At 40.9% G+C, this 15,815-nt stretch carries 13 protein-coding genes; 8 read left to right on the forward strand and 5 right to left on the reverse strand.

The window, feature by feature from the left end; genetic code table 11:
• Positions 1-334 precede the first annotated feature (334 nt).
• Entirely contained in the window at positions 335-1,105 is a 771-nt protein-coding gene (locus GDK41_RS04875; RefSeq protein ID WP_152085354.1) for a response regulator, read from the forward strand.
• A 119-nt stretch (positions 1,106-1,224) separates the two neighbouring features.
• On the opposite strand, the gene GDK41_RS04880 is transcribed toward GDK41_RS04875, so the two are convergent.
• A complete protein-coding gene (locus tag GDK41_RS04880; protein ID WP_152085355.1) occupies positions 1,225-2,772 on the reverse strand; it encodes a methyl-accepting chemotaxis protein in 1,548 nt (515 codons plus the stop codon).
• A gap of 127 nt (positions 2,773-2,899) precedes the next feature.
• Between GDK41_RS04880 and GDK41_RS04885 the strand changes: the two genes are divergently transcribed.
• From GDK41_RS04885 to GDK41_RS04905, 5 genes are all read left to right on the forward strand, one after another.
• On the forward strand, positions 2,900-3,886 hold the full coding sequence (locus tag GDK41_RS04885) for a zinc-binding dehydrogenase (RefSeq protein ID WP_152085356.1): 987 nt from the start codon (positions 2,900-2,902) through the stop codon (positions 3,884-3,886).
• Positions 3,887-3,948: 62 nt separating this feature from the next.
• Complete coding sequence (gshA, locus tag GDK41_RS04890) at positions 3,949-5,526, forward strand: glutamate--cysteine ligase (RefSeq protein WP_152085357.1); 1,578 nt, start codon at positions 3,949-3,951, stop codon at positions 5,524-5,526.
• A gap of 123 nt (positions 5,527-5,649) precedes the next feature.
• Positions 5,650-6,258: a transglycosylase SLT domain-containing protein gene (locus GDK41_RS04895; RefSeq protein WP_152085358.1), complete on the forward strand. Its 609-nt coding sequence runs from the start codon at positions 5,650-5,652 to the stop codon at positions 6,256-6,258.
• Between the two features lie 101 nt (positions 6,259-6,359).
• Positions 6,360-7,661 carry an MFS transporter gene (locus GDK41_RS04900; protein WP_152085359.1) on the forward strand — a complete coding sequence of 434 codons (1,302 nt, stop codon included), beginning with the start codon at positions 6,360-6,362 and terminating at the stop codon, positions 7,659-7,661.
• Positions 7,662-7,727: 66 nt separating this feature from the next.
• A complete protein-coding gene (locus tag GDK41_RS04905) occupies positions 7,728-8,267 on the forward strand; it encodes an SRPBCC family protein (RefSeq protein ID WP_152085360.1) in 540 nt (179 codons plus the stop codon).
• Between the two features lie 498 nt (positions 8,268-8,765).
• On the opposite strand, the gene GDK41_RS04910 is transcribed toward GDK41_RS04905, so the two are convergent.
• Positions 8,766-9,137 carry a hypothetical protein gene (locus GDK41_RS04910; RefSeq protein ID WP_152085361.1) on the reverse strand — a complete coding sequence of 124 codons (372 nt, stop codon included), beginning with the start codon at positions 9,135-9,137 and terminating at the stop codon, positions 8,766-8,768.
• A 164-nt stretch (positions 9,138-9,301) separates the two neighbouring features.
• On the opposite strand from GDK41_RS04910, the gene GDK41_RS04915 reads away from it, so the two are divergent.
• A complete protein-coding gene (locus tag GDK41_RS04915; protein ID WP_152085362.1) occupies positions 9,302-10,054 on the forward strand; it encodes a Nif3-like dinuclear metal center hexameric protein in 753 nt (250 codons plus the stop codon).
• A 22-nt stretch (positions 10,055-10,076) separates the two neighbouring features.
• Here the strand turns inward: GDK41_RS04915 and GDK41_RS04920 are convergent, their stop codons facing one another.
• From GDK41_RS04920 to GDK41_RS04930, 3 genes are all read right to left on the reverse strand, one after another.
• Positions 10,077-10,826 (reverse strand): YdcF family protein, encoded by a 750-nt coding sequence (locus GDK41_RS04920; RefSeq protein ID WP_152085363.1) that lies wholly within the window; start codon positions 10,824-10,826, stop codon positions 10,077-10,079.
• Positions 10,827-10,886: 60 nt separating this feature from the next.
• Positions 10,887-11,774, reverse strand: a complete 888-nt coding sequence (locus GDK41_RS04925; RefSeq protein WP_152085364.1) for a LysR substrate-binding domain-containing protein — start codon at positions 11,772-11,774, stop codon at positions 10,887-10,889.
• Between the two features lie 425 nt (positions 11,775-12,199).
• The gene (locus GDK41_RS04930; protein WP_152085365.1) at positions 12,200-14,575 is read right to left on the reverse strand and encodes a bifunctional diguanylate cyclase/phosphodiesterase; all 2,376 of its coding nucleotides are present in this window, start codon (positions 14,573-14,575) and stop codon (positions 12,200-12,202) included.
• Between the two features lie 194 nt (positions 14,576-14,769).
• On the opposite strand from GDK41_RS04930, the gene pyrC reads away from it, so the two are divergent.
• Positions 14,770-15,813 carry a dihydroorotase gene (pyrC, locus tag GDK41_RS04935; RefSeq protein WP_152085366.1) on the forward strand — a complete coding sequence of 348 codons (1,044 nt, stop codon included), beginning with the start codon at positions 14,770-14,772 and terminating at the stop codon, positions 15,811-15,813.
• Positions 15,814-15,815 lie beyond the last annotated feature (2 nt).

Genomic DNA, 15,815 nt, shown 5'->3' on the forward strand with positions numbered 1-15,815 from the left:
TACGTTAGACAATGCAATGAGCAGCGCAGTTTTTATGCTCGTTTTTTCACTGATCATTTCAATCTTATTACAACCGAGTATAATGCGTCTTGGCTGCGGTTGAAAAACAGCCACTTGGTTGGACTTTTTTGTATCCTGCAAAGGAACATGTCTATCAATAGGCCACAGCTTTCCTCGAATACACTTATGCCCATAGTCTTATCAAGCAGTAATTTGTTGTGATTAGCTCGGTATGCTAAAACTAGACGTGACAGGAGTCGCTTACGTTGTTGTTTTATGTTGGCGTTTGCTCGTTTAGTGTATTTCATAGATTCAAATTTTAACGAGGCATTAAATGCAAGATGTGAGCTTTTTGGTTGTGGACGATTGCCAGCTGGTACGTAACTTGGTGCGAAATACCATAGAGAATCGTTTGGGTTCAGATAATGTTTATGTTGCGGTTGATGGCAAAGAAGCGCTTGAACTACTAAACACAAGAAAAATTGACATTATTATTGCTGATTGGCAAATGCCGAAAATGGATGGCGATGAGCTGCTGCGCAAAGTTAGGCAGTCAGCCAAGCTTAAAGCTATGCCATTCATTATGATGAGCTCTTTGGGTGACAAAGAACATGTGTTGTCAGCCATTCAAAATGGCGTGTCTCAATATGTAATGAAACCATTTACGGCAGAAAAGTTAGAAGATGCAATCCACAAGTCCTGGAATTCTGCAAATCGTCGTGGTGCGGTTCGCTTATCTAGTTTGCCAGAGCATAGGGTGAGAATTCAAACAAGCAATCGAAAGATAGCGGGAACAGTAAAAAATATTAGTCACACAGGCATGCTGATAGAGCTTACATACAGCCGTGAATTACACCTATTTAATAATTACAGTATTGAGTTAGATATCTTTGATTTGAATCAAGAGGGCAACATGCTGATAGAGCCAATTTATGGTGTGCCTGTGCGCTTGATTGCACTGGATAGCAAAGTAGGGGGCTCTAAGGTTTGCCAGGTTGGCATACATTTTAGCGTTGAGATGCTCCATGAGGCGGTGAAAAGTAAGCTAAGCTACCTGTTAAAAGCGATAGGTGAAAGTGATAATAAGCTCATTCAAGATAATTAGTAAGCAAATGAGTTGTTTGTCCTCATTTCAAAAAGCGCCGGGGGAGAGTAGCTTGAGTTAACTGCTCTGGTACTTTTACTCAAAATAATCCCCTTTCAGCGCGCTTAGGTGTACGTGGCTTAAGCCTTAAATGTTAGTAGTAGTCCTGAGATTTTATTTGCGCTTTCGACTAATTTTGCCGCATCTTCAGCGACTTGATAACTTAGCTGCAAATTATCATTACCGTGCTCTTTAATGTTGCCAATATTATTGTTTATTTCAACGCTCACTACTTGCTGCTGCTCTGCCGCCGCAGAGATTTCCTGAGCTGATTGGGCGATTTCACTTATTTGCACGAAAATGGTTTCAAGTGCTTGTTGACTGTTTTGACTAGCTTGGGCACAAGAGTCGGCTCTATCTTTGGTACTTTGCATCACATTTGACCAGCTAAATAACGTATCTTGGATTTCTTTTATAGAGGCATAAATGTGGCTAGTGGCATTTTGAGTTCTAGAAGAAAGCGCTCGAACTTCATCTGCAACAACAGCAAAGCCTCGACCATGTTCGCCTGCTCTTGCAGCTTCAATCGCGGCATTTAATGCTAGTAAGTTGGTTTGCTCAGCAATGCCTTCAATTTCGGTCATTACCTTGCCAATCTTTTCAGCTTCACTGGCCAGTGAGTTTGCCGTTTGTGCCGCTTCATCAACCTGACTGGCTAAGCTGGTGACCATGTCGACATTGTCTGACATGGACGACTTGATGTCTTGACAGTGCTGTTGAGTAACATCGACTTTTTGTGCTGTTTCAGCTGTATTATGAGATATCTCTCCGATAGTACTGCTCATCTGAGACATAGCTGTTGCAATAGAGCTAAGACGTTGGCTTTGAGCTTGTATCCCTTGTTCTGTTTGGCTGGACTTATCATCTAAGCTGGTCGCTATATCCTTAAATGTGACGGTTGAATCTCTCATTCTGCCAAGCACTGTTCGCAATTTTGCCTGTAACATTCCTTGATTGTACTTGGCGACGCTAAAGGCGCTATGCCCATCGTAAATATAGCGAGATACTGAATCAAACTGCGCCTGTTGTGCTTGCAACGCTCTAGGGGTGGCGATCAGTTCTTCAAAATTGACCATAATCAAACTAATAAAAGCACCGAGCAATAAAATTGCTGCTGTAAGGCCCGCAAACCAACCTATCAAAGCAACACTGGCTATCACTATGCTGGCACTGACTAATTGGCGCAGGGTGACTTGTTCACTCCAATGCCAAATACGCTTTCCTTGATTGATAGCGTCGTACAGTGTTTGGGCTCGCTGCTTTAGTGTATTACTGGGGCGAACTCGAACGGATTGGTAACCGGTAAGTTGACCGTGCTCAAAAATGGGGGTTACAAATGCATCTACCCAATAATACCGACCATCTTTACAACGATTCTTAACAACGCCGCGCCACGAGTGGCCATCTTTTAGCTTATCCCATAACTCTTTGAAAGCGGCTTTTGGCATGTCAGGATGGCGGACAATATTATGGTTTTTCCCTACAAGTTCTTCTCGTGAAAACCCCGAAACGTGACAAAATGCATCGTTCGCATAGGTCGTTACACCCCGAAGGTCGGTTGTTGAAACCAGTTGTTGACTGTCGTCAAATGTGACTTCTTCATCTATCGTTTTTTGCCCACGACGCATAGCTTTCTCCATTGGGTCACGAATACATAGCTGTAGGTTTGTATTCCTGCTTGTTATTACTGTCACCGTACGTTCTAGTACATTACTGGTGATTTTCCTGCTTCTATACGGCAGATTAATTCTAATTGTGTTAGATTATAGCGAGTTATCTAGCATCACGACAGAGCGTATTGCAATGGCAGAATCAAAGTTAATGTATGGGATTGAGCATTTTGGTGATGTCGCTAATATTCTCTCCAAACAAATTGAAGATACCCCCCTTAAAAAAGAGTCTGTACGAGTAAACGTACTGGCAAGCAGTGTAAACCCTATTGATATTAAAACAAGAATGGGACTCGGCTTTGTGGCTGCACATAAAAAGCCTGAGTGTTTTATGGGTCTAGGATATGATCTTTATGGTCAAATAACAGATGTGGGCGAGCAAGTTACACGCTTTCGTAAAGGCCAATACGTGATAGGCATGGTTGGTTTTGCCTTTAATCCTGGATGTTACTCGCATCAGGTTGATGCGCACATGAGCCAATTAATCATATTAGATAAGAAAGAAAACTTGGCCATAGCGGGTCTATGTTTGAGTGGCTTAACTGCGCTGCAAGCGCTCAAGCGTTTGCCTATTGTTAAAGACATACCGCTTTTTATTAATGCGCCAACAGGGGGCGTTGGGCATATTGCGGTGCAATTAGCCAAGTTGCAAGGTAGACGAGTTATAGCTTTAAGCAGCCGACCTGAACACCCGTTACTAAAAGAGTTGAACGTAAAAATAATGGGGTATGAAGCGTTTTATCAACAACGTTACCATGCTCAATTATTAGACTTAGTTGGCGGGGAGGTTGCGCTAAAACTGCTTGGTAATTTAGATAAGCCCAGCGCAGTGGTTAGCGTTCCTACTATCAGCAAAGAGCAAGTTGTTGAATTTGCGAAGAACAATGATATTAATGCGCAAGGCATGGTGGTAGAAGTAAATAACGATGATCTCAATGAATTGTATCAAGCGTATAGAAGTGGCAAACTGATGATACACATGGATAAACAGTTTGTTATGCATGATGTTGCTCAAGCGCATCATTATATGCAAAAAGCAGAGCATTGTGGAAAAGTTATTATTGTAACTTGATATTGATTATTGCGACCCCATAACGTTTTGCATTGCCCTATTTGTTGGCCGAGGATATTTTTTTGATAACGACAGATTTACAGACTCGATTGGCAGCGCTATCGACGCCCAATCATAAGTACGCCATAAAGGGCATAAAACGTGGAATTGAGCGAGAAGCGTTACGTATCAATAGAAATGGAACGATTGCACAAACTCCTCACCCCAAAGAGACAGGCCATCCATTAACGCATAGTAGCATCACTACTGATTTTTCTGAGTCTCTGCTTGAGTTTATTACGCCGGTTAGTGATGACCCTCAGCAAACTCTGTCACAGCTTAGAGATCTACAAAAGTTTACGCTCTCCAAAATGGGTGAAGAGCTACTTTGGCCTATGAGTATGCCTTGTTTTATTGAGCATCAAGATGAAATTGCGTTAGCGCAATTTGGTGACTCAAACATCGGTCAGATGAAAACGCTTTATCGCCAAGGACTTAAAAATCGCTATGGCAGTATGATGCAGGCCATTGCCGGGGTGCATTTTAATATTTCTTTTCCAGATACGCTTTGGCAAAGTTTGCATGAATTGGAAAATAATACTCAACCATTACAGAGCTTTATTTCTGATAAATATCTTGGACTAATTCGCAACTTTAAACGCGAATTATGGCTAGTAAGTTATTTGTTTGGCGCATCTCCTGCTTTGTGCTCTTCGTTTTTGCAAGGTAAAGACAGCCGTTTACCGTTTAACAAGATAGGTAAAGGCACCTTGTATCTTGAACATGGTACTGCTTTGAGGTTAGGGGATTTGGGTTATACCAACAGTGCTCAGTCTTCATTACGGGTTATGTATAACTCGTTAGATGAATACATTGCTGGACTTCGACAAGCCATTCGTTGCCACTCAGACTTATATGGTGCGTTGGACGACTATAAGAGCACGTCACCAAAACAGCTTAATAAAAACATTTTGCAGATTGAAAATGAGTTTTACTCTCCGATCAGGCCTAAACGCAATGCTCTCAGTGGTGAAGCACCGACTCATGCATTAGAGCGTGGGGGAATTGAGTATATTGAAATTCGTGCACTAGATGTTAACCCATTTGTTGATACGGGCATCAGCATAGAGCAGATTAACTTTTTGGATGTGTTTTTAACTTACTGTTTATTAAAACCTTCCCCAGAAATGAGTTGGGAAGAGCAAAAGGTAACGCAAGACAATTTAACTTCAGTGGTTAATCAAGGGCGTGATCCTGCCGTTACTTTGCTTAAATATAACGAGCACGTATTGTTACAAAGATGGGCTGAGAGCATTTTTTCTGATCTAGTTGCTGTTGCAAAGTGGATGGATGAGGCAAATGATAGTACCAAATATACTAATACTATTAATAGCCTAAGCCAGTGGGTGAAACACCCAGAGCAAACATACTCAGGTCGCTTAGTTGCACAGCTAATAGAGAGGCAGCAAGATAGCGGCTGTATGGCACTAGAGTTAGCTGAGCAGTACAAAGCATTTTACCAAGATGTTGATTACCAACAATACAGCGATAAAATCTTAAGTGAAGCAGCTGTTGAGTCACAGGTAGCAGCTTCATCAATAAAAGAGAATGATGATAAAGATTTTGTAGTTTTCCTAGATGAGTACTTTGCTAAGGCGTAGGCAAAAAAAAGCGCAGTTTAATAAACTGCGCAAATAAATTTCAGGGATGAAACAATGCTAAACTGCTGCATTCATAAGTTAAGACCGGCACTATTTAGAAAAGTTCAATGGGTTTGAAAAAAAATGCAAAAATTTATAACTTTATTACCCTTATTGTTATTTTTAGCCGGTTGCGCCACTGCTCCTCCAAAGCAACCTCATGATATCTGTAAGATTTTTAAAGAAAAAGAAGACTGGTATTACGATGCCCGAGATGCGCAAGAAAAGTGGGGGTCCCCCAAACACGTGCTTATGGCAATGATGTATCAAGAAAGTTCTTTTCGACATGACGCAGCACCACCTATGGAATATTTTTTATGGGTGATCCCAATAGGTAGAGCAAGCTCTGCATATGGTTACTCTCAAGCTAAGACCCCTACATGGAGTGATTATATTCGAGAAACGGGTAATTCAGGGGCTGACCGTGATGACTTCGAAGATGCCATCGACTTTATGGCGTGGTTTGTTTATAAAACTCATAAAGTGAACGGTGTCTCAAAGTGGGATGCTTATGCTCAGTATTTGAACTACCACGAAGGATGGGGCGGTTATAAGCGTGGTACCTACCGAAAGAAAAAGTGGCTGATGTCTGTGGCGAACAAAGTTAAACATAGAGCCAGTCGCTATGGTGCACAGTTAAAGCGTTGTGAAGACGAGTTAGATAAAAGCTGGTTTGAACGGTTGTTTGGCTAATAGTCGGTTATTTAGCCTGTATATAGAATGCTATGACGACTGCAGATAAGCGACAGTTCTATTAAAACGCTGTTGGCTAAAATATTTAATCGAAGGTTGGTATGGCAAAACTTACCAAAGAAGAGATATATGAACGCTTAGCGAATATTGAAGATGCCAGAGCATGTGAAGCGATAGACGATGACGCTTGCAAGCATGTTCCTGGCAACTTCGTTTTGATGCTGGTTAGCCAAATATTCAGTAAGTTTGCGGATGCGTTATTAAACCCAAAAGTAACACTTCCTTGGCTCATGCAAGGGCTTGGTGTTTCCAGTGCATTTGTTGCTTGGTTAGTGCCTATTCGAGAATCTGGTTCTTTACTCCCTCAACTGGCGATCGCTAGTTATGTTCGCACTCTTACAGTCAGAAAATGGGTCTGGGTAGCGGGTGCTTTGGTACAGGCTATTTGTATTGCCTTGATGGCGGTTATTGCTTTAACACTCACCGGTAGCCAAGCTGGCTGGGCTTTACTTGGGGTGTTGAGTGTATTCAGCTTAGCAAGAGGCTTTAATTCAATTGCTGCGAAAGATGTATTAGGGAAGGTGATCCCAAAGCCACAGCGTGGGAATATTAGTGGCTTGGCTGCAAGTATGTCTGGGTTGGCCACAATATTGTTTGCGTTAAGTTTGTTGGTGATACCTGAAAGTACCCAGTACCAAGCTGTATTAGTGGCTCTCATTCTGGGTTTCGCTATGTGGCTGTTTGCCGCTGGGTTTTACAGCCAAATAAATGAGTATAGAGGTGCAACGCAAGGAAGTAAAAATGGGCTTATATTGGCCCTAAAGAAGCTTAAATTATTATATAAAGACAAAGCTTTCGGTCATTTTGTGATGACTCGTGCATTTTTGCTGTGTTCTGCGTTGAGTGCACCATTTTATATTGTGCTGGCATCTCAGCATCAACTTAACTTACCACTCTTAGCAGTATTTATGGCTGTATCAGGGGGCGCGAGTTTGCTATCTGCACCTATCTGGGGGCGCTTAAGTGATCTATCGAGTCAACATGTGCTGATGCTTAGCGCTTTTTTGGTAACTTTAAACGGCTTATTAGTTTATCTCGTGGTGCAATATTATGAGCATTTACTGACAAGTATTTGGTTTTTGCCCTCTATGTACTTTTTGTTAAGTGTTGCACATCAGGGGGTTAGGCTTGGACGGAAAACGTATTTAGTTAACTTAGCTCAAGGTAATCAGCGAACTGATTACGTCGCTGTAAGTAACACCGTGATAGGGTTGCTGTTGTTACTATTAGGGAGTATAGGTTTTTTAGATAACTGGTTAACTACTGCAGATCTTATTGTAATATATAGTTTGCTAGGTTTAGTTGGTGCTATTAGCGCAGCTTTATTAGCGAAAGTGGAATAAGAGTTTATTTGATTAGTTTTCAATAAGATTGGTTTAGTTACCTAGTTATTTATAAGAGGCAGAAGGATGTTGAAAAAAGTTATTATTGCATTGTTATTGGTGATAGCACTCCCTTTTATCATTGCGTTATTTATATCAGACAGTTACCACGTTGAGCGGCATGTTGTTATTGAGCAGCCTGTTGAGCCTGTTTTTTCCTATATAAAACACCTTAAAAATCAAGGGAATTATAGTACATGGGAACAAATGGATCCAAACATGAAAAAGACCTATACCGGTGAAGATGGCACTGTTGGGTTTATATCTACTTGGCATAGTGATAACCCCGAAGTTGGTGCAGGGGAACAAGAGATCATTAAAATTGATGAAAACAAACGCATCGATTTTGAATTACGTTTTATGGAACCATTTCAGTCTACGGATCCCGCGTACATGACAACGGAGAGAGTCTCACAGGGGACCAAGGTCACTTGGGGTTTTCATGGCAAGATGGACTATCCTATAAACTTCATGCTGTTTATTATGGATTTTGAACAAGCGCTTGGCGATGACTTACAAGTCGGCTTGAATAATTTAAAAGAGGTTTTAGAAGGCCAAAAAAATTAAACTAACTTTTTAAATTTAGTGTGCATGTAAATAACCTCAGCTGCACATAAGAGGATTTGCCCAATAAAGCTATTTCGCTCACTCCCTTCGTTATTTTCATTTGTAATAGCTCGCTATTACTTCACGAAACTGCCTTGATAGTGAGCGAAATATCGTCATTGGATATTGAAGGGGTTGCAATGTCTCTCTTGTGAACTATCAAAACTCTTATGTGCAGCTGAGGTTAAATAACCTCAGCTGCACATAAGAGAATTTGCCCAATAAAGCTATTTCGCTCACTCTCTTCGTTATTTTCATTTGTAATAGCTCGCTATTACTTCACGAAAATGCCTTGATAGTGAGCGAAATATCGTCATTGGATATTGAAGGGGTTGCAATGTCTCTCTTGTGAACTATCAAAACTCTTATCCACAGCTGAGGTTAAATAGGGTGTCAGAAGCGAAGAAATAAAAAAACCGCAATTATGCGGTTTTTTTATTTCTTTAAAAGCGCGGTTGTTTAAACTACACCACGAGGTAAGCGACAATCATGGTCTTTACTCGCTAGCTCTACAATCCATAGCTCTTCAGCAGTGTAGCCATCAGTGTTTTCTTTAATGACTTTGAAAGGTGCTGTTTTATTTGCTTTAGCAGGCACAGCTTTGCTTGTTTTTGCTTTTTTAGCTGGTGCTGCTTTCGGTGCTTCGCTAGGTGCCGCTGAACCAGAAGTTAGCTCTTCTGTTAATGCAGCTACGTCTGCAAGGCGTAGATTTTTTCCGCCATCAATACTATACCAGCCTGGCTTGGTAGTAATTTCTGGCTTCTTGCCATGGGCAGCTTCGTAAGCAGCTTCAAAAGCGCTTAATACTTCAGTTTTATCTAGTTTACTCATCGTAGATCCTAGTCGTTTTATACGCGGATACGCGGGATTTAAGATTAAAGAGTATTTATACCCATATTTGTGCTATTTTTCAATTTTTTAAGGGTTTTGCTTCCAATTTGTATCTATAAACGCCAAAATTTGACGATTATTTCATAATTAATAATGGCTAAGTCATGAAGCGTTCAGATTTTACACATTTACTAAATTCGTTATTAAAACCAGATGCCGTGAGAGATTTTGCACCAAATGGATTACAAGTGGAAGGTGCTGATGTTGTGAACAGAATTGTCACAGGAGTGACTGCCAGCCAAGCATTAATTAATGCAGCAATTGAACTGCAAGCAGATACTATTTTGGTTCATCATGGTTACTTCTGGAAGGGAGAGGCGCAGGTGATAACCGGTATGAAAAAAAGAAGAATTGCTTCTTTGTTAGCAAATGATATTAATTTATATGGCTATCATCTGCCGTTGGATATTCACCCTGAACTTGGCAATAATGCGCAATTGGCGAAAATGCTTGATATGGAGTTATTGGGCGGTTTAGAGGCCTCGCCAACCAGTGTGCCGGTATATGGAAGGCTTAAGACCCCACTATCAGCAGAAGTCTTTGCTGAAAAAATTGCAACCACTTTGAATAGAAAGCCCTTGGTTAATAGTGTCCGTAATAAACCGATTGAAACAATTGCATGGTGTACAGGTGGGGGCCAAGGTTATATAGACTTGGCTGCGAGTCAAGGTTTAGATGCTTATCTAACTGGTGAAGCATCAGAGCAAACTATCCATAGTGCCAATGAGCAGGAAATTGACTTTTTTGCTGCAGGCCATCACGCAACCGAGCGGTATGGGGTAAAAGCGCTAGGCGAGTATTTAGCTGAACAATATGATTTTGATGTCACTTTTATTGACATCGATAACCCCGTATAAAGTTTGCGTTATAGGAGGCACGTTAGAGCGCCTCAGGATCTAGCCAACGTCTAATTTGGATCCAAGATTTACCCAGTAGTTCATAAAAATGTGCTGTTACTGCTTTTAGAGCCGTCACTTGAGCGATAAATTGTCGGTAAGGGGGCTGGCTCGCAAAGTTGTAAAATTGGGTTGGTGCCTCGAATACATCAATACCTTGGGCGATGAACAAATCTTTAGCTCGTGCCATATGACTTGCTGATGTTACGAGCGCTACCTTTGTATCTACTAAATAAGGAGCTAGCTGCTTTGCTTCGTCTTTGGTATCCAGAGCATTAGGATTAGTTTTAATGCGTGACGCACTTATTCCAAGCTCTATCGCTGTTTGCTTCATCAAGTTGGCACTTGTTTGTCCTGATACGACGAGTTGAGCTGATTTATAGTAATGGGCCAAGCGCACCCCCTCGGTCAATCGTGACAAAGCGCAACCGCCGAGTTGTGCATTTGCGTTTAGTCGACTGTTGGCATAAACATCACACCCTAATACAACGATTTTATCGACCCTAGTTTTTTTTTGTGTGTTGAAGGTTGCAAGGTGCATCTCCACGGGTGAAATAACCTTATCTGCAATAAAGGGCGTACTAATAAGCCAGGTGCTGACTATTATTAGCCAGGTTAATCCATATGACTTTTTATTGTTCTTACTAATAAACAATAAACAAATAGCGATAGCAATAAGCGATAGAGGGAGTGGCATCAGTAAGCTGCCAAGCACTTTTTTTATTACAAACATATAAAACCCAATCAGTTAGATTGGGTCCTAGTGTAGTTAAATCATCATTAAAATAATAGCTTAACGATTGTTGTTCTGTTTACAAGTGTTTAAGAAATGGCGATATACGGGGTTATCTTTCATGGACTTTTTCATGGCAAGGTACATTGGCCTATTGAGCCCAAGCGCCCCTAAAGGGATTGATTTAATGAGACCTTGGCTTTCGTATGGTGTTACCAACCAATCGGGCAGCGCTGCTACACCCATGCCTGCACTGACCAGTTGGAAAATCAACAGACCCTGATCGACTGTTTTTAAGGTACCATCAAAGCGAGCATTTTGAATGAAGTGTTTGAAAATATCTTGCCGCTCTTTGGGGATTGGGTAGGAAATAATGGTTTCATTTTTAAGGTCAAGGGCGGTGACGTAAGCTTTTTTGGCCAACTCATGATCGGGTGCAACAATGAGCTTTAACTTAAAGTCGAATAAATGAGCGTATTCAAGTCGGTCTTGTTCACGTATATCAGAAGTCAATACTAAGTCTAAGTCATCATCAAGAAGGTCAGGTATCGCGTCATAGCTGAAACCTTGCTCATAATCTACTTTGATGTCTGGCCAGAAATTATTAAACTCTTTAATTGTTGGCAACAACCAGTGGAAGCACGCATGGCATTCAACGCTCAGTTTTAGTTGTGAAATAGGTTGGTTGAGGCTTTCTTTTAATCTACATTTTGTTGCTTCGACGCGTGGTAAAATATCATTAGCAAGCTCTAGCAAAAGCATACCTTGCGGCGTAAAACGCACCGGCTGAGTTTTTCGTTCGAATAATTGGCAATCTAATTTATTTTCTAAGTCTTTAATTTGATGTGATAAAGCTGATTGCGTCAAGAACAACTCACGGGCCGTGTTAACAAGAGAACCGGTGTCTTTGAGGGTGGCGATAGTTTTCAGGTGCTTTATGTCGATCATCTTTAATAAATCTCATTACTAGTGCGAGTTAAATTCAGATTGCTTTCCCTGAACCTCTGTCATTACCTAATAGTAACGTCTAGACGTCTATAAAACCAGCAATCGATGATTAGTTTTTAACAAAATCACTATAACACTATTTTTGACAGCGTTGTCATTGTTTATTTAACTTTTTTACAAAAAAAACAAATTAATTTTATTCATCTTGTTTTGAAAGGGGTTAAGGATTGACGTACATCGAGCTTAAGCAGCTTATGTTAGATGATTTTTGAACAATATTTACCAAAAAGTTGAGCTACTTGATGTGTGACTAATGCAAACAACGGGTCAATTACCTAACTGTCCTCACTCGTTTTTCTTATAAGTGAGCATGCTCTGTGCGATGAGAAGACTTTCAAGTGTTTAAAAAGCCCTTTGGGGGGCTTTTAAATAGATAAGGCCATGTCTGTATTGCTTATCAAAAATTGCATTGCTTGATCAGCAGGCAATGGCTTTGATACTACAAACCCCTGTCCAAATTGGCAGCCTTTGCGCTTTAATAATGCCCACTGTTTGGGGTTTTCGATACCCTCAGCAACCACCTTTAAATCCAGTGAACGTGCTAAAGATAGAATTGCATCAATTAAAGGATTTTCTTTGCTGGTGAGTTTATCGACAAAAGTTTTATCTAGCTTTAAAACATGGATAGGAAGTTGATGCAAATAGCCAAGCGCAGAGTAGCCAGTGCCAAAATCATCCAGATATAATTTAACCCCTAATGGCTCTAACCCACGAATGATTTTGGTCGCGAGTTTTAGATTTTCAATCAGACCAGACTCTGTGATCTCTAAGCACAAAGCACCATTTGGTAGCTGATAATCTATATATAGCTGTTGCATGTAAGTCACAAAATCTAAACTTGCAAAATGCCTAGATGAGACATTGACAGTGATCCGTGTCATTGGTTGATCTGATTGTCGCCAAGACTGTAGTTGCTGGGCAGCTAAACTTAGCAAATGTAAGTCTAAATCAATAATTTGACCTGTTTGCTCTGCTATTGGGATAAAGTCGTTAGGCGGCACTAATCCATTTTTTGGATGATGCCAGCGAACTAGGGCTTCAAAGCTCACGATATGTGGGTCATGTAACGAGAATATAGGTTGAAAATACAGCTCAAATTCATTGTTTAATATGCCATGCTGCAAATCATTTTCAATATCGGCTTGGCGTTTTAACTTTTTACGCATTGCGTTGTTGAAATAACACACTTGCCCTCTACCACGAGACTTTGCCTCATACATGGCGGCATCAGCTTGCTGTAATAGCGTTATTGCGTTGTCAGTCGCACTACCGGTAAACGCAACACCTATGCTGCTAGATGCTTGCAGTTTATGCCCTTCTATCAATAATGGTTTGGCAATAGCTTCATTAATTCTTTCTAATGCTAAAGCAACCTGCTCTTTATCTTTGACATTTTCAATGAAAATCGCAAACTCATCACCGCCCAAGCGCGCAAACGTATCCGTTCGGCGAATACACTCTTTTATTAAATCAACAATCGCAACTAAAAAGCGATCGCCAACATCATGACCCAATGCGTCATTAATACTTTTAAACCTATCAAAATCGAGATAAAGCAAGCAATGCAAGTTATCGTCTTCAACTCTATCCAACGAAAGGATTGCGTGTTTTACGCGCTCCAATAGCAAGTAACGATTAGCAAGCCCTGTTAGTTCATCGTGTAATGCTCGATGTTCAAGTGCTTGACGAGATAGTTGCCGGTCAATAGCCATACTCACTTGCCGGCTAATATAAGTCAAAATAGACAAATGATGATGATTAAAGGCTTTATCTTGTGTGTAGCTTTGAATAACGATGACCCCTTGGTACTGTTCATTAACAGCAAAGGGAACACCTAGCCAGGATTTTGGAGATTGGCCAACCATTTGAAAATGGCCTATTTCAATATGGTGTTCAAATTCCCTACTGTTACACAGCAGAGGTCTTCCTGACGCGAGTGTGTAATACGAAGCGGTGTGTTTTATTTGAGATTTAGAGACACGCTGGTGCGCATTGCACTTTATTTTACCTTCAATTAGGTAGTCGATTTCTAGGATATCGCTGTAACGATCATACAGTCCGATAAAAAAGTTATCTGCGGGCAATTGGCTATTGATTATTTGGTATAGCTCGTCATAAAACGCTTCTAAATCGAGGGAGCGATAGGTGATATTGGCAATTTTTAATAAGCATTGCTCCAGTTGTTGAGCCTGATTTAGTTGCTCAACGGTTTTTGTTAGATTGTTAAGCGTATTGACCTGATTGATTTTTGAACTTAACAAGTGTGCAACCGTTGAGAGTATCTGTAAGTGACCTTCAGTAAAGTAATCTCTTTGCGGGTGTTCGCAATCGATAACCCCAAGAAGCTTATCCTCATAAACGAGAGGAACACAGATCTCAGATAACGCAGGGCGACTATCGGCAATATACATAGGCTCGACAGATACATCGCCAGAAACAAATGCTTGCCTTGTGCGTGCTACATGCCCTGTGATCCCTTGTTGTATGGGGATTTTAGTTTGCGCAACCTTGTAATCAGCACTTTGGTGAGCCACTCCCATGCTGGCGACTTCTTCTAAAAATTCGCTGTTTTCATCAGCAAGATAGATAACACAATCTACAAATCCTAAGCGACTAACCACTTGAGACGTTACATAATCAAAAAGTTCATCTAATTGCGTTATCTGTAACAAAGACGAAGAAAATTGATTAATGATGCTAAGCTGCTCTGTTTTTGATTCTAATTTGTTATTTGAAAGCATTTACATCGCTCACCGATACAATTAGGGACAATTTAACTTACTTGCAAGATAAACGACACATTATTGCGAAAAAAAAAGCATTTTATACACAAATACCACTCAAGAGCCAATTTTGCTCTTTTGATAAGCTCAAAAACTTTACTCTCTATGCTTAACTGCCTATGATCGAGCAAATTCAGCCGTGGAAAAAAGCAATGACAAGTAAAGTAGAAACCCTCACTATCACTCGACCTGATGACTGGCATGTGCATTTACGTGATGGCGTGCAGCTTAAAGATACCGTTAGAGATATTAGCCGCTATATGGGGCGCGCTATTATAATGCCAAATCTTGTACCACCAGCGACCTGTACAGAGACGGCACTATCCTATCGCGATCGTATATTGGCAGCTAAACCTCAGGGAAACTTTGAACCTTTGATGGTACTTTACCTTACTGATAACACGACACCTGAAGAGATAAAAAAAGCCAAAGCAAGTGGACACATTGTTGCTGCAAAACTGTATCCTGCTGGTGCAACCACCAACTCAGATTCTGGTGTGACAAGTATCGAAAATATATTTCCTGCCTTACAAGCAATGCAAGAGGTAGGCATGTTGCTATTAGTGCATGGGGAAGTAACAGATTCTTCGATTGATATTTTTGATAGAGAAAAAGTATTTATTGAGACAAAATTATCCAAAATCGTAGCGTCATTCCCTGAACTTAAAATTGTGCTTGAGCATATAACGACACAGGATGCCGTTGAATTCGTTAAAAATGCCCCAGATAATGTAGCTGCGACGATTACAGCTCACCATTTATTGTATAACCGTAATCATATGTTAGCAGGGGGCATACGTCCTCACTATTATTGCTTACCAATCCTTAAGCGTAACACGCATCAACAAGCACTCATTGAAGCTGCAACAAGCGGCAGTAAGAAGTTCTTTTTAGGTACTGACTCTGCACCGCATGCGAAGGATAAAAAAGAAGCTGCATGTGGGTGCGCTGGTGCTTACACTGCACATGCGGCGATAGAGCTGTACGCAGAGGCATTTGAAGAAGCAAATGCGTTAGACAAGTTGGAAGGGTTTGCGAGTCACTTTGGAGCTGACTTTTATGGCCTGCCAAGAAACACAGATACCATCACTTTAAAGAGAGATAGCTGGACTGTCCCGCAGAGTTACCCGCTTGGTGATAGCCACGTGGTGCCAATTAAAGCTGGCGCACAAATTGATTGGAAAGTTGTTGAGTAACA

It is taken from the genome of Pseudoalteromonas sp. A25 (assembly GCF_009176705.1).
Taxonomy (GTDB): Bacteria; Pseudomonadota; Gammaproteobacteria; order Enterobacterales; family Alteromonadaceae; genus Pseudoalteromonas.